Origin of the sequence: Dendronalium phyllosphericum CENA369 (genome assembly GCF_016056275.1) — a bacterium.
Lineage (GTDB): Bacteria > Cyanobacteriota > Cyanobacteriia > Cyanobacteriales > Nostocaceae > Dendronalium > Dendronalium phyllosphericum.
In genome coordinates, this window is sequence record NZ_JAECZA010000289.1 from 54,559 (window position 1) to 72,765 (window position 18,207).

The window sequence follows — 18,207 nt, forward strand, 5'->3', positions numbered from 1 at the left end:
GGAGGTATAGTTCATGTCCGTTCGCCTATATATAGGCAATTTGCCAAAAGAAGAAATAGATCGTCAAGACCTGCAAGCAGTTTTTGCAGCCGAAGGCGATGCTGTTACTACTAAACTTATCAAAGATCGCAAAACTGGTAAGTGCCGTGGTTTCGGTTTTCTCACAGTCAATAATGACGAACAAGCAGATCAGATTATTGAAAAGTATAATGGTCAATTGTTCAAAGACACCCCTATCAAGCTAGAGAAGGCATTACCTCGAACAAAAGGTGACGAAAACGAGGAGCAAGCTCCCAAAGCTGTCAATCAAAGTAGTCATCCTGCTCCTAACACAAATAAAGACAGCAATCGGCGTGATAAAGGATCTAAAAAGTCTCGGCGTAGCGGTGGTGGTCGTGAAAGCACCACTACTAATGCTGACTCAGATGCTATTCGTCCAGACCCACGCTGGGCTTCTGAACTAGAAAAGCTCAAGCAGATGTTAGCTGCACAAGCCACAAACTAAGTGGAGAGAACTATTAAAAATTAAAAATCAGAATTTTTTGATTTTTAATTTTTAATTAGCAGTAATTATCTAATTAGCCATCAAAGGGTGTTTATGTCCCTTGTTGTAAATGCGATCGCACCTGTAAAATATGGGTTTAACTAGCAGTAGCTTGGCTTCCTAGTCCGATGCGACTAAAAGACTTAGTGCTTTGTCTATGCAAAGTGCGCGCAAGCTGAACAAAGTTCTGCCAATAGTTAAAGTTGCGATCGCATTTGTTCAACTAATCTAGGCGTGTTTAAATCTTCCAGAGTCCGAACCAGCAGGGCAAGGACAAAGTAAAACTTATTCATCAAAATAAACTTTAATTCTACAAATTTACATCAAGTAGTACGCTTGCGTCCTTTTTGATGTAAAGCACACAAAACTAAACAGCGGCTAGATCCCTCTAACTCCTGGCATTTTATGTTTTGAGACTTAGGGGGATTTTAATTTTGGCTATCCTCTTAACTATTGCTTGAATATTTGTAGCTTTTGCTACAATTGCTTATTTGAATTATTAGCTCATTCTGTATGTAGATATTGTTTTTTTATTATTTCCATGTTTGGTAACAATATGTCTTACCAGTCAAAGCAAAATGTAATCGAACTATTAAAAGTATTATAGCTTACAAACCATATTTATTAAGTATAAGTATAAAAAGTAATTTTATTCCTACGTTTATATAATTAAACATTTCTCTTGAATTAAGAGTGCATAATTTACTTGAAAATATTTTAATTGCATCATTAAAGTGCTTTATGCTACATTTGCTTATTTATTTAAGCAAGTATTATATGTATAATTTTGGCTATTTTAACATAATAGATACGCATCTATCACTAATACAATAGAAGTTCATCTATCACAAGTATTAGATACAAATATAGCAATTTACATATAAAGAGATTAAATATAAATACTGAGAAAGAAGTATAGATACTGTAGTGTATATATAAAAATGTTTCACATCCTAAACTAAAATAAAGATTACTCAAGGTTCCTCAATAATTGGATGAAGTTTGCGACTGGCACACTTGGAACCGTCGGATACCTTGTTACAATCAGCAACACACAAACTATGAACTCTACAACTGAAAAGCGCATTGCCTTGATTTCCGTCCACGGAGATCCGGCGATCGAAATAGGTAAGGAAGAAGCTGGAGGACAAAATGTTTATGTGCGTCATGTGGGTGAAGCACTAGCACGGCTAGGATGGCAAGTTGATATGTTTACCCGCAAAGTGAGTGCAGAGCAAGATGCAATTGTTCAACATAGCCAAAATTGTCGAACTATTCGTTTTAAAGCTGGCCCTCTTGAATTTGTACCGCGAGACAATCTTTTTAGCTATTTGCCAGAATTTGTTGAAAATTTTCTCAAATTTCAAAAACAAGAAGACATCATATATAGTCTGGTTCACACAAACTACTGGCACTCTAGCTGGGTAGGTATGGAGTTGAAGAAAATCCAAGGGAGCAAACAAGTTCACACATACCACTCTCTAGGAGCAGTCAAGTACAACACGATAGAAAATATTCCTTTAATTGCCAGTCAGCGATTGGCAGTGGAAAAAGAAGTTTTGGAAACAGCAGAACGGATTGTGGCTACAAGTCCGCAAGAAAAGGAACATATGCGATCGCTCGTTTCCACCCAAGGCAGTATAGACATAATTCCTTGCGGTACGGATATTCAGCGATTTGGTTCAATTGACCGACAAACAGCCAGATTAGAGTTAGGAATTGACCGAGAAGCCAAACTTGTATTATATGTAGGGCGTTTTGACCCACGCAAAGGTATAGAAACCTTGGTGCGTGCAGTCAATGAGTCTAAGTTACGCGACTCTCATAACCTGCGGTTAATTATTGGTGGTGGTAGCACTCCAGGTAATAGCGATGGTATCGAGCGCGATCGCATTGAGAGCATTATTACCGAATTGGGAATGAGCGACTTTACCACACTTCCGGGTCGTCTCAGCCAGGAAGTATTGCCAACTTATTACGCTGCTGCTGATGTTTGCGTTGTTCCCAGTCATTACGAACCCTTTGGACTCGTGGCGATTGAAGCAATGGCAAGTGGTACACCAGTAGTAGCCAGTGATGTCGGAGGACTTCAGTTTACCGTAGTTCCCGAAGAAACTGGTTTATTAGCACCACCACAAGACGTAGCTGCTTTTGCATCTGCCATAGACCGAATTCTTCTCAATTGTGAGTGGCGAGACGAATTAGGTAAAGCAGGTAGAAAACGCGTCGTGAGCACGTTTAGTTGGGATGGTGTGGCAAATCAATTAAGCGAACTGTACGCTCAACTTTTGCCGCAATCTGTTAAAGAACCTGAATTATTGCTGACTAAGTAACGTCCTTACCCCGTGTAGTCAGGAGTAATAGCAATTAGAAAAGCAAAAATGAGGAAGGAATTTCGCAGCTATCTGTTGTTTTTCCTTCTTCTTTTTGCGATTAGCCACTCCTTACTCCACGGGATTGTCAGTATTGGGAATTTCTCGCAACCCTTCTTTAACAAGTTGTAGAACTTGCGATCGCGTGCGATCGTAGTTTCCAGCAGTACACCAAGGACGCAGGTACAAAACTGTAGTAGTAGGAGAGATAGAAGCGACATCACAGCTTGGTGGCGGTCGATCTAGAACCAAAGGATGGGCTTGTACTAATGTTAATAAACGAGTGATAGTTATTTCTACAGGGCGATCGCCTATATCAATTTCTAGATCGACTCGTCGCGTTCCCAAGGCGCTAGTATTTTTTAGCGTACCGCTAAACAACAGACCATTCGGCACTGTAATTTGTACATTGTCTCGCGTTATCAATGTAGTGGAGAAAATGCCAACACCATCTACTACCCCCGCAACTCCTCCGCCTTCAATATAATCTCCTACCTCAAATGGTCGCATACTGATGATGATTACCCCAGCAGCAAAATGGGAAAGAGTATTCTGTAACGCTAAACCTACCGCTAAACCCGCTGCTGCTAACACTGCAACGATGCTAGTTGTCTGAATTCCCAGTTGATTAAGAGCAGCAACAGCACCACTTAATAAAGTCAAAATCTCTGCTGCTTGAATAATGAAATGTCGCAGGGTTGACTCAGTACGAGTAAGAGCTTTACGCAAAAAACGACCGACGAAATTCATCGCCAAGCGCGTCAAGAATAGAATACCAATAGCCCAAATAATTTTTGGTACAACTGCAAATCCTAGATCCAGCCACTTTTTCCAGACTTCCAAGGCCATATCTAGCGAGTTTTGCCAGAGCGGTGAGACAAGCTCTACAGTGAAAATAGTCATCAACAATCGTTTTTATACACTCCATTTGACCCAAATTTTAACTCTTTGGTTGTCAATTTTTTACTCTCAGTGTAAAACGATACTAATTGAGCCTGCATAAAATATTTACGTTGCCATCCAAGGCGATCGCTCCATACAACTTTTTTCCAATTTTGTTTTCTTGCATATTATGTCTATTTATGTCTGGGATATTTGAAGATTTATCCAACTAATAAATTTATAGTTTTTAAAATTTATTTAAAATATTTTTGTTGATTGTAAAAAGCTTTGATATTGTAAGTAAATTTTTGATTTAATACATAATATTCTCGAAAAATAAAATTCTATATCATACAATTTTTTAGTTAAAATCGATCAATTGTTATTTATTTTCAGCTAATAACACACAATTAAGATTTAACTCAAACGCTTTACTTTCATCAGTATTATCTTTTCATCAGCATATAGCTAGAGAAGAAAAAGTACTAAATTCTGGAGCGACTGAGTAAGAAATTCTATTCACTAGAAAAATATGTGACTAAACAAGACTAATTTTTAGGAGAGACAATGGTAATTTTTAATAAACTTAAAAGTAGTAGTAAGTTATTTTTGACTTTAGGAGCGATCGCTTTAGGATTATTTATCGCTCCTAACCCAGCAAAGGCTGTAACATTTACTCCTTTGATATCTCAAGATGCGGATAGAGATTTTGATGATACGGATTTTAGAACCTTAATCAATAACGGGGATTTTACAGAGTTATTCGTTGCCGAAGGTAGAATTGGTAACAATGGTTTTGGTGGCAATGGAGAACGAGAATTAGGAATTAATAAATCAGATGGATCGCCTGTAGCTTCAGGTGATTTAGTTTGGGGAAATGGTAAATTATGGAACTTTAGCCTGGAATACACGGGTAACAAGGTAACTTATAAAGTGTTCGATGCTAACCAAACTACACCATTAACATCTCAAGAATTTAGCGGTGCTGTTACAGACATCTTTCTCCGCACCTTTGCTAATAAAGGCAGTAATAATAATCCTCAAAATGCTGTATCTTTGACCGATTTAGTTTTCAATGGTACGAGCGTTGGAAGTCTCGCATCTACAGGTACAAACACTACTGCGGATGTAGATTATCTAGGTTTAAGCAATATCTCCACTCCCTTTACGCTAACTGGTAAAACAGCATTTAGCTGGTTAGGTGCAGCACCCGCTCGTTCTAATCTCGCTTTTCAAATTAAGGTAGGTACTTCTAAATCAGTACCAGAACCTAGTACCCTTGGTGCTATTTTTGTGGGAGCGATCGCAGGTGCAGCTGTTTTGAAAAGAAAAAAAGCAGCTAGTCAAAAACAGGGTGTAGGGGGTAGGGTGTAGGGAAAAACGGCGTTGGACAGAGCTTGAACTCCGAAGGGCGCAAGCGTCTTGACTCATACGAAGCTTGTATCCCACTGGTTGTTGGGGCTGTTTCTTACCCACACCCACTCAGACCCCGCCCCAACGAGGCTTGGTCAGCATTCATCAATCTGACCGTTTTTTGATGTGATGTCAGACGCAGCTAGACAAGATAGCATATACTGAGCATCTACATTTGAAGGCCAATGGCTAATTGTTGTGCAACCAGTTGACTTTACCACCCTCAAAGCTGCTTGTGACGAATTACGCGCTAACTGGCTACCGTCCCGTCTGGAACAGGTTTATCAGCGCGATCGCTACACTATTGCTGTGGCATTACGTACCCTGAAACAACGGGGTTGGCTAGAGATTTCCTGGCATCCGCAAGCTGCACGCATTTGCATTGGCGAACCGCCACCGCGATCGCCAGATACCTTTACCTTCAGCCAACAACTAGTACACCAGTTGAATGGTTTGGCGTTGGTGGCAATTGAAGCGATCGCACCATGGGAACGCGTTATTGATTTACAATTTGCCCGTCGTCCTGGAGAAAGCGCTCTACATCATATATATGTAGAAGTTATGGGCAAATACAGCAATGTCATCCTCACGGATGCTAGCAATCTCATTATCACGGCTGCCCATCAAGTTAGTCAGCAACAGTCTAGCGTTCGTCCCATCCAAACCGGACAATCTTACGAAACACCACCTAAACTTACTGGCCCTGTCCCTAGTTTGAGCGAATCTCAAGCACGCTGGCAAGAACGGGTGAGCTTAGTACCAGGAGCAATTAAGCGTCAATTACTAAAAAGTTATAGCGGTTTGAGTGCAGCATTAGTAGAGTCTATGCTGCTAGCAGCCAATTTAGCACCGGAAACTAGTACCGATAACCTCAACGCTGAAGACTGGCAAAGATTGTTTGCACGATGGCAGGAATGGCTGCAAGCTTTAGACTTAAGTAAATTTCAACCCGCTTGGACTGAAAACGGATACACTGTCATGGGTTGGGGTGCTGTTGCGCCAGCAAAAGACATCCAAGCATTACTCAACAAGTATTACAATGACCAGCTAAATAACCAGCTATTCTTGCAATTACGCCATCAGCTGAGTCAGAAATTAAATAATATTTTGGTAAAATTGCGGAATAAAGCTCAAACCTTTACAGATAGATTGCAGCAATCAGATCGAGCAGATGATTATCGACAAAAAGCTGATTTATTGATGGCTCATTTACAAAATTGGGAACCGGGGATGAAAGAGATTACCCTTCCTGATTTTGAAACAAGCAAGCCAGTCGCGATCGCTCTGCAACCAGATAAAAATGCCGTACAAAATGCCCAAAGCCTCTACAAACAAAATCAAAAGCTAAAACGCGCTCGTGCTGCTGTCGAACCTTTACTTTTGGAAGTGCAGACAGAAATCGAGTATTTAGAGCAAGTAGAAGCTGCGATCGCTCAAATAGACAACTACCAAACAGTAGAAGATTTGCAAGCTTTAGAAGAAATCCGCGATGAGTTAATCGGACAAAAATATCTCGAAGACCCAGAATATCGCAGTCGCAGCACAAACGAAACTGCTAGCACCAACTTTCATAATTACCGCACCCCTAATGGCTTTCAAGTCTTAATCGGTCGTAACAATCGCCAGAATGACCAATTAACGTTTCGTGTTGCTGGGGATTACGATCTGTGGTTCCACGCTCAAGAAATTCCTGGCAGCCATGTGCTATTGCGTTTAGAACCTGGCGCTGTTCCAGACACCACTGATTTACAATTTGTTGCTAATCTTAGCGCTTACTATAGTCGCGCTCGCCAAAGCGATCGAGTACCAGTAGTTTATACTCAACCAAAGTATGTCTACAAACCCAAAGGCGCTAAACCAGGAATTGCTATTTACAAGCAGGAGCGAATCCTTTGGGGACAACCACAGTCAATAGTAGAGACGCGCCATAGCGCATCTGTACAGGAGAAATCGCCGTTATGAATCAAATCAATCGAGTTGCCATTGTCGGTGGAACTCACGGAAATGAATTTACAGGAGCATACCTAATTAAAAAGTTTGAACAGATTCCTGCATTGATTCAACGGCCTAGCTTTGAAACTCTCACTTTATTAGGTAATCCCCAAGCTTTCACCGCAGGTAAGCGTTATATTGACAAAGATTTAAATCGTTGTTTCTTCATTGACAATTTGCTAGATTCCAGACTTTCTAGCTATGAAGATATACGAGCAAAAGCCATAGAACAAATACTAGGACAGAAAAGCAATTCTCAAGTAGATTTGATTATTGATTTACATAGTACAACTGCAAACATGGGGCTGAGTCTCATGTTAGGTAGTCATCATCCATTTCTATTGAAATTAGCAGCTTATCTGAGTTCAAGAAATTCTCAGGTGAGAGTTTGTTACACGCAACCCGAAAAAGGAAGTAATTTTCTCCGTTCTCTTAGCGAGTTAGGTTTTGTGATTGAAGTTGGTCCTGTAGCTCAAGGTGTTTTGAATGCAGAATGGTTTCAAAAAACAGAAGAACTAATTCATAACATTTTGAATTATCTGGAAAAATACAATCAAAATTTAATTCCTCAGACTAATGAAACCTTGACATACTATCAATATGTGGGAGCGATAGATTACCCTAGAAACGAGTATGGAGAGATTCAGGCGATGATTCATCCTCAGCTTCAGTTCCGGGATTATCAACCGCTTAACCCTGGCGATCCTATATTTTTAACTTTAGATGGTAAAGCGATCGCTTATGAAGGCACATCCACAGTTTATCCAGTGTTCATTAACGAAGCCGCCTATTATGAAAAAGGTATCGCTATGTGTTTAACTGAGAAACAAGTGTATAGTCTGTAATTGCAGCTATTGATTTGGTCAACTATTTTTCTTAAAAAACCAATTGTATAGCTGTAGCCACAACCTTTAGGACAGTTGTGATTGCTCAAAGCCTTAAAGCAAGTGGTTTTTACTCAGCACTCAGCACTCAGCACTTTGCTATATAACTGCTTCAGTGCTACTCATGAGTTGCTGCTTCTAGCCAAATTTCCACATCATCTGTGAGTAACTTTTCTGCGGCTTCTAGCATCGAGCCTGCTATGTCTTTGAGGTCTTCACGATTATTCAAGTAGGTTTTCAATGCTTCCATTGGGTCAATGCTACTACTCGCACTCAATTCCGGAATCCGGGGTCGAGCTAGCTGACTTACCAATTCTGGTTGAATTGTATAGGTATGAGCTGGATTTAAAGCAGCATGTAAAGCAGCGTTATCAATAATATCCAACTGTTCGGAGCGGAGTTTGTAAATTAATCGCACTACAGCATCTTGAATATCATGTTTGGCGATCGCTTTGATGATTGCAGCTTGAGGATCGTCTGCTTTTGAGACATCCACCTCAATTGTGCGGAAAGTCCGAGCAGGTAAGGGACAAAATTTCCACTCAGCTTTACCCCGTTCTAGTTCGATTGTTACGTAGCCTTTGTCTTCTTTTTCTTCGCTAAAATCTACCCGCTCAATGCTTCCTGGGTAAATTACTGGTGGATTATTGGATTTATTTAAATTTTGATGGCGGTGGACGTGTCCTAACGCTACATAATCAAAACACGGTCGCGTCAGCAAAGATAGAGGTAGCGTAAACCCTTTGCCTACTGCTAAAAAGCGCTCTGCTCCCAAGGTAGCATTGTCAGCCATCAAGTGAGCCAAAAGTACAGTTGGTACATCGGGGTCAAGACGGCGAACTTCACCTTCTAAAACAACTTGCAAGCGTTCGGTTAACAACTGATTGACTTCTGCCAAAGACAAATTTTCGGTTTCTTGGCGAGTCATCAGCGTCGAACGCGTTAGCCAAGGAAGGGTGATAATTTGTACTCTGCCGTTGCGAGTCGAGATGTGGTGAGTAGTTAATTTATCACCGACTACAAAACCCGGTACTCCCAAGGTGCGGTAAATATTTAAACTCGCTCCTCCTAGTCCTTGGGAATGTTGGTCGTGGTTGCCTACCAACAGCACTGTCGGAATATCGGCATCCACGAGACGGCGAAACTGGCTAGCAAAAGCTTCTTGCACGTAAGGCGGTGGCGTAGCATCGGGAAAAGCATCGCCACCAAATATCACCAAATCTACGTTATCTGCTAGCGATCGGTCAATACACAAAGATAATGTATTGACAAAATCCTCCAGCCGTGTATTCAATCCCGTTGCTGGATTAATTCGTCCGTGGGAAAAGCTGCTTCCCATATGAATGTCGGAGAGATGAAGGATTTTAATCATAGATTTATCTCTAGCTTAAATCTGATTATTTGATGCTAAATTGCCTGATCATCATACTATCGCTTACAGCATTTTACGTTTCAATAGATCGTGCTGAAAGATTTTAATATGTAATCTCACAACATTTAGATTTTTAAAGGTATAGTCCACTTTTATAACACTTATCAGCAATCTGTAACAAATGATTAGAATTATGATAAATTGTACTTATGATCAAAATATTAAAACACAAATTTGTTCTTTTAGATTACTGCTATTAAAAGCAAATGAATATTTCAGAAACTCAGGAAATTCAAAACAAAATCAATTTTTGGAAGAAAAAACTTATAGGCGAATCCAACAAAAATCCTTTAGTTGATTTACGCCTAAATCAAAAAAGGTTAGTTCCTATTTTAAGATACTCTTCATTTTTATACAGTCATTTTGTAGGAGATGAACCTGAGCCATTACCAATCAGTGAACTGGAACCTAAGCAGACTGATGAAGACCCGTTAAAGCTTCTAGATGAACTTCGTCAAGAAGCTAAATCAACCATTGAAGAGAAGGGTTTTAATAGTCTATTTTTAGTCATTAATACCTTAACATGGTTTAACACTGAAAATCCTCACGAAAAATATGTTTCTCCTATTCTGCTTGTTCCAGTTAGATTAGAAAAACAAAGTAGAAAGTCATTAGAATTTATTCTTCAACCTACAGATGATGATATTGCTGTTAACTTTACTTTAGTCAACAGGTTACGGGATTATGGTATAACGCTGCCTGACAGTAATAGGGTTAAAGAATTGAGCTATGAAGATTTTTTCAATGAAGTTCGTAGTGCGATCGCTGGTAAACAATCTGAGTGGGAAGTAAAAGAAACAGCACACATTACTTTGTTCCCGGATGCAAAAGCAGCAATGATTCAAGACCTGGAACAAAATGATGAAAAGATAGCAAATCATCCCATACTGCAAGAGCTAGCTTCAGGCAGAACATCTGGGAATGTCAACAATACCTCTATTCCTCAAGAAAAAGAGCTTGATCAAATAGACCCTTCATTAATTTATCAGATACGTGATGCGGACTCCAGCCAGCAAGTAGTTATTGAAGCTGTCAAAGCAGGGTCTAATTGTGTTGTACAAGGGCCTCCTGGCACAGGAAAAAGCCAAACTATTGTTAACATCATCACTGAGTTAATCGGTCAGAATAAAAAAGTCCTTGTAGTTGCAGAAAAGCAAACTGCTTTAGCAGTTGTTTTTAAAAGACTAAAAGAAAGTAACTTAGAAAATCTCTGTCTAAATTTACATCATGAAGTTACAAAAAAAGCAAAAGATTTCTTCACTCAGCTAGCACAAACTTACGATGAGCTTTCAGAAAGTAACGAAGCACAACAGCGAGATTGGGAAACCTTCTTTAAACCTTTACGCGACTATCGAAAAGTTCTCAACGATCATGTAAAAGGTTTACATGACAAGAAGGAACCACTAAACAAGTCTGCTTTTAACTTGTATGGCGAAATTCGTAGGTTGGAAAGAGAAGACATTCCTCCACTAGAGTTTAATCTTTCTAATTTGCAAGATTGGCCAGAAACTAGATTGTTTGATGCGAAAAAGTTACTAGAAGAACTTGGTCAATTTGAGGTAGTATTCCGGGGTAGACAAAAAACTCTATGGTCAAGTAGTCCTTTACAATATCCTTGGTCATCTGTTATATATCAAGATTTGCGTGTAAATCTTGACAATCTTAGCTCTGGGATAAAACTGGCTCAGAATACTGTAGATTCATTAGTACAACTACTAAATATAAACGAAACAATCGAAACTTTGTATGATTTAGAACAGTTACAACCAGCAGTCAATCATATCCTTAATGCTCCATCAAACATTGAAACTTGGTCATTTTCAACAGATTTAGATGATTTGTTACAGTTGTATTTAAACTTAGACGAAGACATTAGGGATTATCAATCAATTAATTCTGATCTCAATTCTAAGTATGTGCAAGAGTTCTATACTTTCGATTTACTAAAAATAAGAGAAATTTTTGCTAGAAGATTTACAGGAATTTTTCGCTTTATTAAACCAGCTTATTGGAAATGGCTATTATATGATAAGAGACGCGAACGTCAACGTCTCATTGCTCTTCGACAAGACCACAAGCGCATTTCTGAGCAAGAGTTAATGAGAGATATTGAAAATGCGATTGAGCGCCAAAATATTTTAATTAAGTTACAAGACCGCAACTACCAAGCTCGTGAAGCTTTTGGTTCTTCTTTCGATAGAGAAATGACAAATTTACAAAGTATTCAGCAAGGTCTTGAATGGTTGGAGAATCTAAATAAAAATCATCTCTTAGATAAAGAAGAAGTAGCCACAGTTCTTAATTCAAGAGAAAGTCATGAACAACTAGGAGAATTATTCAAATCTTTGCAACTAGCCTTAAGCCAAATTCAAGAAGGCTGCAAATTCTTAAACCAACACTTCCCCAAAGAAAGACTAACAGCACTAGATGTATTGAAGAGAAAACCTCTAAATGAGATTGAATATTTCCGAAGACAAGCCTATGATGAGCTTGATTTATTCCAAGAGTGGTTGGACTATCAAGAGATTGTAGATAAATTAGAAGCTATTGGCACAAAAGAATTTTTGGCTAAACTAGGAGACACCGACATTTTACCAGATAAGTGGTTTTCGGTTTTACGGAAAGGCTTTTATGAAAATTGGCTGCGACACATACATTTTGATAATTCCGAGTTGCGAAACTTTAGCCAGAATTTGCACGAACAGAGAATAAATGAATTTTCAGAAAAAGATAAACAACAGTATGAGGTTGCAATAAAACGGTTGAGACAACTCCATGTACAACGTTGTCAAGATTGGTTAAAGCAGCCAGAAGCACAGGAACAAGTAAGCAATCTCAAACGGGAAATTACAAAGAAAAGTAGACAACAAAAAATTCGTCAATTTATCAAGAAGAATGCTCAAATTGTTACTACTCTTAAACCATGCTGGCTGATGAGTCCTTTAGGGGTTTGTCAATATGTAGATGCAGACGCAGTGGAGTTTGATGTTGTTATCTTTGACGAAGCTTCTCAAGTTCGTACTGAAAATGCAGTATCGTCTATTATGCGAGCAAAGCAGCTAATTGTTGTTGGCGATAACAAGCAGTTACCGCCAACGGCTTACTTTGAAAGTGCAGCAGCCGATGATAGCGACGATGAAGAGGAAGAGATTTATGAAAATTTGCTAGATGAGTGTTCTAAATTATCAATTATGCTCACTCATACTTTAAGTTGGCATTATCGTAGCCAAGACGAAAGCCTAATTGCCTTTTCAAATCAAGAATTTTACAACTCAAAACTTATTTCTTTCCCTAACCCTGCAAAAGATGCTAGCAGAGGGGTACATTTCCATTTTGTTAAAGGGGGAATATATGCTAATCGAGAAAATATTCGTGAAGCAGAGGAAGTTGCAAAGCTAACAGTGCAGCATTATCAGCAAAACTCCCAACAATCTTTGGGTATTATTACCTCAAGTAAACAACAAGCAAAAGCCATCAAGGAACAACTCAAACAAATCAGTATTAAACATCCTGAGATAGAAGAATTTTTTCAAGAGAACTCAGAGAAGTTCTTTGTTAAATCAATTGATGATGTTCAAGGTGATGAGAGAGATGTGATTTTCCTAAGCTTTGGCTTTGGTTTTGATAACAAAAATTCCGGTCAGTTAAATCACAACTTTGGTTACTTCAGTAGAAAACAACAAGATTTAGGGAAACGAAGATTAAATGTTGCAATAACTCGTGCTAGATGCAAGTTCGTATTAATCGCTTCGATTCATCCTGTTGATATTATCGCCGAAAAAGGTGAACAAGCTGCGTTACTTAAGGATTATTTTGTATACATTGAAAGTTGCGGTCAAAAACTAGCTAAAAAAGGTGATGACCTTTCTGACTTAGACTTACCTTTTGAACAATATATATATCAAGTTTTAACAGATAGGGGATATCAAGTTAAGAAACGGGTTGGTCGTTCAGCTTATCCAATCGACTTAGTAGTGATGGACAATTCCAAACCGGAAAAAGAAGAGTCTCTTCTGGGGATTGTGTGCGATGGAGAAACATATAGTAAATATCCTACAGCACGCGATCGCGATCGCCTCCGACAGACAAGAAGTGCTAGAAAAATTAGGCTGGCGCATTTACAGCATTTGGTCTCGTGAGTGGGATCGCAACAGGGAAGAACAAATTAATCGGCTCATAGCGCATATAGAAAATCTCCGCAACCAGAAATAAATACAATTAGTAATTTATTGTTGAAAATAGGAATTTGAATAAGACCTGAATTGCCTATGATAATAGCAAAAATTGAAGAACTGTTAACTAAAATTCAACAGTTACAATCAATTATGATTGCGGTATCAACTGATTCATATCGTAATCCTATTAGAGAGAAAGAAAAATTATACACAAAACTGTACAGAGAGATTGTTGACATCATAGAGTTTCTTGCAGAAGAAGGGGTATTAATCGAAAATCATAATCCTTGTAAGTCTCTTTTAGATTGGCGCGATCGCTGGTCAACTTTAGAAAGGGGACTTGCCTCAAAAGGAGGATATGTTCACGACCTATACAATACTACTTTCCAGCAAATTGATAATGTTTTGTTTCAGCACAGTATTAGAGGTAAATCTCAGCAACAGTTAGTTAATGAGTGGCAAATCTCACAATTTGAAAACCTGATAGCAAAGATTAAGAAGTTGAAGGTAATTATGATTTCGGTTGCTATTCAGGGACGAACTGATGATTTAATTAAGGCTGAGGATGAGGATTATCGCCAACTATACCAAGAGTTGACATTACAAATAAATATCCTTCAAAAAATAGGTATACCTATTACACATCCCAACAACTTTAGGTCACTTTGGCAATGGTATAATTACTGGTCATTCAATTTAGATAAATCATATAATGTACGAGAAAGATATATTGATGACCTCTATGAAAAAATTATCAAACCAATTGACAGAGCCTTGAATAAATATCAACACACCTCAATTTCTAATGAAGAGTTTCTTCAAGATTTACAGTGTCGTTTTCATCAACAGATATCTGTTAAACCTAGCAATTACGCTATACCTAGTACAAAAGTTAATAGTACATTACAAAAACCCGATCCTAATTTAGAAAGTTACCATCAACCAGAGGCATTAGAGGAGATTTTTAATCCATTATCTATTGGAGTAAATCAAGCTGTTAACGATCCTTTTCCTCAAAATTTAAATTTAACTTGGACACATGATAATGCCATGAATCCAGAAATATTTTTAGAACAGCAAGATGTTACAGCATTAATTATGGCACTAAATCACTTTGCTCTCAGGGTCAATGTAGCCAGCGATCGCCAAAATTTTTTAGAAAGTGCTGGTATTGATTCAGCTTTTCTAAGTAATTTGAAATGGGATACACAACCTATTAGTTTTGCTAATGAATTAGTAGCAAAATTTAAACAATATCAAATTTCTAGTCAGAGCTTAGAATCTCATCCAATGGTGAAGTTACTTAAGCATTTAAGTAATTTCGCTCTAATCTATAATTTTCAAGACCAAGATGTAGAATTATTTAATCAATTAGTAGAAAAAGGTCAGGAAAACTTTAAAGCATTAGCAGCTAGTAACACAGTTGGCAGAATCGAATTTCCTATAGGAAAACCCATAGGCACAGGAGTATTAATTACAAACAATTTATTACTAACCTGTAATCACATTTTTAGTAAGAGTCAAGTGCAAAAAGCATGGGTGCGCTTTGGCTATAAAGCTGGAAAGTACGAATCAGAAAAAAATGTATTGGAATTAGATATTATTCTTAATAACAGTAGATTTGATTATGCTTTACTTAAAATCAATACTCAAACACAACAAAAAGCTATTTCTATTAATCCAAATTCTGTATTAGATAGCGGTCAAAAGATTCGTATCATACATCATCCACAGGGAAACCCTTTAGTAATTTCTGGCTTAGGTGAGATTATACAAGTAGGAGAAGATTACATTGACCACAATCTAAAAACTGATAACGGTTCCTCTGGCGCACCTATTTTTAATCACCAGTGGGAACTGATAGCAATTCATCAAGGAAATGTAGGTATTAGTCGTAATTTTGAACTAGGTTCAACAGGTGCTATTCCTATTCGTAGTATCTGGAATCAAATTTCATCATATTTGAATTGATTTGATAGAGTCATATTTTCATGAGTATTTTCCAGAATTTATCTGAAGCTTTCAGCCGAGAGGCAAAAAAATATACAACTCTTTTCCTGCCAAAACATCGAGTTGATATAGACTGCGATGACACACCTATTTGTGCAGGTGATGCCTATTGTCGCATCTGGCTAGAGGATATGAATTTAGCTAAAGATGTGGACTGGTTCAAACAACGATATCCGGTTGTTCATGCTGCTGTCCGTTTCCACTACGATTCTAAGTTAGTAACTATTCCCTATTTAGCTGCGCCTGGCCAATTAAAAGATTTGGGTAGCAACAATTTGGATAAAGTGATTCAAGACAGATATCCTCTTACTCCTCTGTTTCCATTTAATCAAGGTTTAGTAGAATTTCATGCCTATTTATTGAGCATTGCTGCAAATGACTCTATTGACAAATTTATCAAGACAGTGGGAAGATTTGCCAAATTGTTACCAGCACCTCAACTGTCAAGTGTTTTGAATTTAGCAGAACCTGTATATCGTGGAATAGAAGATTTACTAGATATTGGAGAACGCCGACTAGAGTTAGGTTATCAGCAAACTTTTTCTGATGCTGACGGTGGTAGTAGTAATTTTCTCAGAGAAGGTTATTTCGCTGTAATTTTGGCGGAGGAACACGAGATTAGCAGGGAAAATCTTTGTGTTGTCAATGATAATCTCCGATTTGGCTCTCCAGGCACTACTAAAGTATTTGTACGCGATAGTAAGCCTTTCAAAGGCTACAGCTATATGTTATTTCGCATAGAAAAGCGCAAACAGCAAGATTGGGAGTCATTAAAAACTATAAAAGAGCTAGTTGCTAAAGCCCAAGATGCTATTTTGTCAGGGGAATATGAGAAGGTGAAACAATTTCATTTACCTGCTATTGAAATAGCTATTCTTCAAAGCCCTGATATAACTAAAGCTGACCGAAGGAATATGAGATTAAAAATTGGAGAGGAATTGAAGGAACTTGGTTTGCAATCTACAAAAGCACAAAAGCGATCGCTCTATTCAATTATGCAACGACCTTTACCACCTATTGATGCTACAACAGAGGCTGAATTAGCTTCTCTAGAGAAGTTTTTTCGATAAATTTGTCAATAAACTAACTTTTAAATTTATTGTGTAGCGGTGCTTATCTAAACGCAGAAATCCAGTAGGCAAAGGGAAAAGAGAAATAGAGAGAGTTGGGGATAATCCTTCTGTTCCCAACTCATCACTCTCTACTCCCTACTTACCTTTAGATGTGGATTCCACATTCTGTTTTCTCACTTCCGCGCCAACGTCCAGCACGTTCGTCTTCACCTTCAGCTACTTTGGTAGTGATGGGTTCGTCGCCAATGCTGGGATAACCTTGGTCGTGCAAAGGGTTGTAAATTACTTTATGTTCGGCGACATAAGGCCAGCTATCTTGGCGCGTCCAAGTGGCTATGGGATTTATTTTCAATCGACCTTGACTATCTAATTCAAAGATGGGCATATTAGCACGGGTTACTGCTTGGTCGCGGCGACGACCGGTAATCCAAGCAACAGTGTTCAGTTCATCTAAACCCCGTAGTAGTGGTTCAATTTTTGTAATTTGGTGAAATTGAGCAATATCTTTATCCCAAAGTGCCTCACCGTATTTAGCGCTAAAGGCTTCACGGGTATCTACGTCTGGAACCTTGTAAGTTTTCAAATCTAAGTTATAGATTTCTTTGGCTTTAGCAACTAGTTCTAGGCTTTCACGAAAGTGATGCAAGGTATCGAGAAAAATTACAGGAACTGGATGCTTGAGTTCGCTATAAAGAATATTAGTAATTACCATGTCATCCACATTAAAGGCGCTGGTTTGTACCAGTGCTGTGGGGATATTCTCTATAGACCATGCCAGGATTTCTTTCGGAGTGGCAGTTTCAAACTGTTGATTTAACAGTTCTAAGTCAAAAGTAGTCGTTTGGTTTCTAGATCCCGTGGAAGCTGTCATGATAATTTTCCGGTCAAATGTTTTTTTACCTTGATTAAACTCGATTTTACCCTATAAAGACGCATATTCCGCTCGGATATGAGGTAATTATTTTGTTCGGTAATCACTACATTTAAAAGGCTAAAGGTTAAAGGAAAAGGGATTAAACAAAGTTCTCTCCTTTCGCTTTAATACCCCTGGAAATACCCGGAAGGTTTTGAACTACTTAATGTTGTTTTTAAATATACTAAATAAATTAGGTAATTAAGTAATCAAAACCCAGTAATTATATTGGTAGCTAAATTAGCCTTGTTAATTACTGGATAAGCTAAAGCGCATTTAATTTTCATAAATACTCATAGTGGTTGCTGACCGCTGACTGTTGACAGTCAACTTTGGTCAATGTGCAATTTCAAAGCGTAACAGCTTATTTACAAACTAACTGTAAGTCCATACTCCAGTATTTATTAAGAAAATTTACATAAATTAAAGTTTTACTCTGTTTTGATAGATATTTATACTGCAACTGATATGTTTATTAGAATCATAAAAATTAAGGAACTTTACTAAAATGAACAAT

The 18,207-nt window shown here is 38.2% G+C and carries 12 protein-coding genes; 9 read left to right on the top strand and 3 right to left on the bottom strand.

Going from position 1 to position 18,207, the window contains the following annotated elements; all coding sequences use genetic code 11:
* Positions 1-13: 13 nt before the first annotated feature.
* Both I8752_RS31965 and I8752_RS31970 read left to right on the top strand, forming a co-directional pair.
* The gene (locus tag I8752_RS31965; protein ID WP_214436192.1) at positions 14-505 is read left to right on the top strand and encodes an RNA recognition motif domain-containing protein; all 492 of its coding nucleotides are present in this window, start codon (positions 14-16) and stop codon (positions 503-505) included.
* 1,100 nt (positions 506-1,605) lie between these two features.
* A complete protein-coding gene (locus tag I8752_RS31970; protein WP_214436193.1) occupies positions 1,606-2,877 on the top strand; it encodes a glycosyltransferase family 4 protein in 1,272 nt (423 codons plus the stop codon).
* Positions 2,878-2,988: 111 nt separating this feature from the next.
* Here I8752_RS31970 and I8752_RS31975 read toward each other — a convergent pair whose 3' ends face one another.
* Complete coding sequence (locus I8752_RS31975; RefSeq protein WP_214436194.1) at positions 2,989-3,819, bottom strand: mechanosensitive ion channel family protein; 831 nt, start codon at positions 3,817-3,819, stop codon at positions 2,989-2,991.
* 546 nt (positions 3,820-4,365) lie between these two features.
* Between I8752_RS31975 and I8752_RS31980 the strand changes: the two genes are divergently transcribed.
* The 3 genes from I8752_RS31980 (at position 4,366) to I8752_RS31990 (ending at position 8,048) form a co-directional block, all read left to right on the top strand.
* On the top strand, positions 4,366-5,172 hold the full coding sequence (locus I8752_RS31980; protein WP_214436195.1) for a PEP-CTERM sorting domain-containing protein: 807 nt from the start codon (positions 4,366-4,368) through the stop codon (positions 5,170-5,172).
* A 237-nt stretch (positions 5,173-5,409) separates the two neighbouring features.
* The gene (locus I8752_RS31985) at positions 5,410-7,173 is read left to right on the top strand and encodes an Rqc2 family fibronectin-binding protein (protein WP_214436196.1); all 1,764 of its coding nucleotides are present in this window, start codon (positions 5,410-5,412) and stop codon (positions 7,171-7,173) included.
* On the top strand, positions 7,170-8,048 hold the full coding sequence (locus I8752_RS31990; protein ID WP_214436197.1) for an aspartoacylase: 879 nt from the start codon (positions 7,170-7,172) through the stop codon (positions 8,046-8,048). The genes I8752_RS31985 and I8752_RS31990 overlap by 4 nt, the downstream gene beginning before the upstream one ends.
* Positions 8,049-8,205: 157 nt before the next feature.
* On the opposite strand, the gene sbcD is transcribed toward I8752_RS31990, so the two are convergent.
* Entirely contained in the window at positions 8,206-9,459 is a 1,254-nt protein-coding gene (gene sbcD / locus I8752_RS31995) for an exonuclease subunit SbcD (protein ID WP_214436198.1), read from the bottom strand.
* Positions 9,460-9,725: 266 nt separating this feature from the next.
* On the opposite strand from sbcD, the gene I8752_RS32000 reads away from it, so the two are divergent.
* The 4 genes from I8752_RS32000 to I8752_RS32010 are packed head-to-tail and all read left to right on the top strand — an operon-like array spanning position 9,726 to position 16,774.
* Positions 9,726-13,658: an AAA domain-containing protein gene (locus I8752_RS32000; RefSeq protein ID WP_214436199.1), complete on the top strand. Its 3,933-nt coding sequence runs from the start codon at positions 9,726-9,728 to the stop codon at positions 13,656-13,658.
* A complete protein-coding gene (locus I8752_RS38910) occupies positions 13,612-13,731 on the top strand; it encodes a hypothetical protein (protein WP_404827135.1) in 120 nt (39 codons plus the stop codon). Before I8752_RS32000 ends, I8752_RS38910 begins: the two co-directional genes overlap by 47 nt.
* A 56-nt stretch (positions 13,732-13,787) precedes the next feature.
* The gene (locus I8752_RS32005) at positions 13,788-15,665 is read left to right on the top strand and encodes a trypsin-like peptidase domain-containing protein (RefSeq protein WP_214436200.1); all 1,878 of its coding nucleotides are present in this window, start codon (positions 13,788-13,790) and stop codon (positions 15,663-15,665) included.
* A 20-nt stretch (positions 15,666-15,685) separates the two neighbouring features.
* Positions 15,686-16,774, top strand: a complete 1,089-nt coding sequence (locus I8752_RS32010) for a hypothetical protein (RefSeq protein ID WP_214436201.1) — start codon at positions 15,686-15,688, stop codon at positions 16,772-16,774.
* A gap of 148 nt (positions 16,775-16,922) precedes the next feature.
* On the opposite strand, the gene cysH is transcribed toward I8752_RS32010, so the two are convergent.
* Positions 16,923-17,648 (bottom strand): phosphoadenosine phosphosulfate reductase, encoded by a 726-nt coding sequence (gene cysH / locus I8752_RS32015; RefSeq protein ID WP_214436202.1) that lies wholly within the window; start codon positions 17,646-17,648, stop codon positions 16,923-16,925.
* Positions 17,649-18,207 lie beyond the last annotated feature (559 nt).

Bases quoted from the DNA above. Each gene is read 5' to 3' on its own strand.
- I8752_RS31990 (WP_214436197.1), top strand. From the start codon at position 7,170: ATGAATCAAATCAATCGAGTTGCCATTGTCGGTGGAACTCACGGAAAT.
- I8752_RS32000 (WP_214436199.1), top strand. From the start codon at position 9,726: ATGAATATTTCAGAAACTCAGGAAATTCAAAACAAAATCAATTTTTGG.
- cysH (WP_214436202.1), bottom strand. From the start codon at position 17,648: ATGACAGCTTCCACGGGATCTAGAAACCAAACGACTACTTTTGACTTA.
- I8752_RS31970 (WP_214436193.1), top strand. From the start codon at position 1,606: ATGAACTCTACAACTGAAAAGCGCATTGCCTTGATTTCCGTCCACGGA.
- sbcD (WP_214436198.1), bottom strand. From the start codon at position 9,459: ATGATTAAAATCCTTCATCTCTCCGACATTCATATGGGAAGCAGCTTT.
- I8752_RS31980 (WP_214436195.1), top strand. From the start codon at position 4,366: ATGGTAATTTTTAATAAACTTAAAAGTAGTAGTAAGTTATTTTTGACT.
- I8752_RS32005 (WP_214436200.1), top strand. From the start codon at position 13,788: ATGATAATAGCAAAAATTGAAGAACTGTTAACTAAAATTCAACAGTTA.
- I8752_RS31975 (WP_214436194.1), bottom strand. From the start codon at position 3,819: ATGACTATTTTCACTGTAGAGCTTGTCTCACCGCTCTGGCAAAACTCG.
- I8752_RS31965 (WP_214436192.1), top strand. From the start codon at position 14: ATGTCCGTTCGCCTATATATAGGCAATTTGCCAAAAGAAGAAATAGAT.
- I8752_RS32010 (WP_214436201.1), top strand. From the start codon at position 15,686: ATGAGTATTTTCCAGAATTTATCTGAAGCTTTCAGCCGAGAGGCAAAA.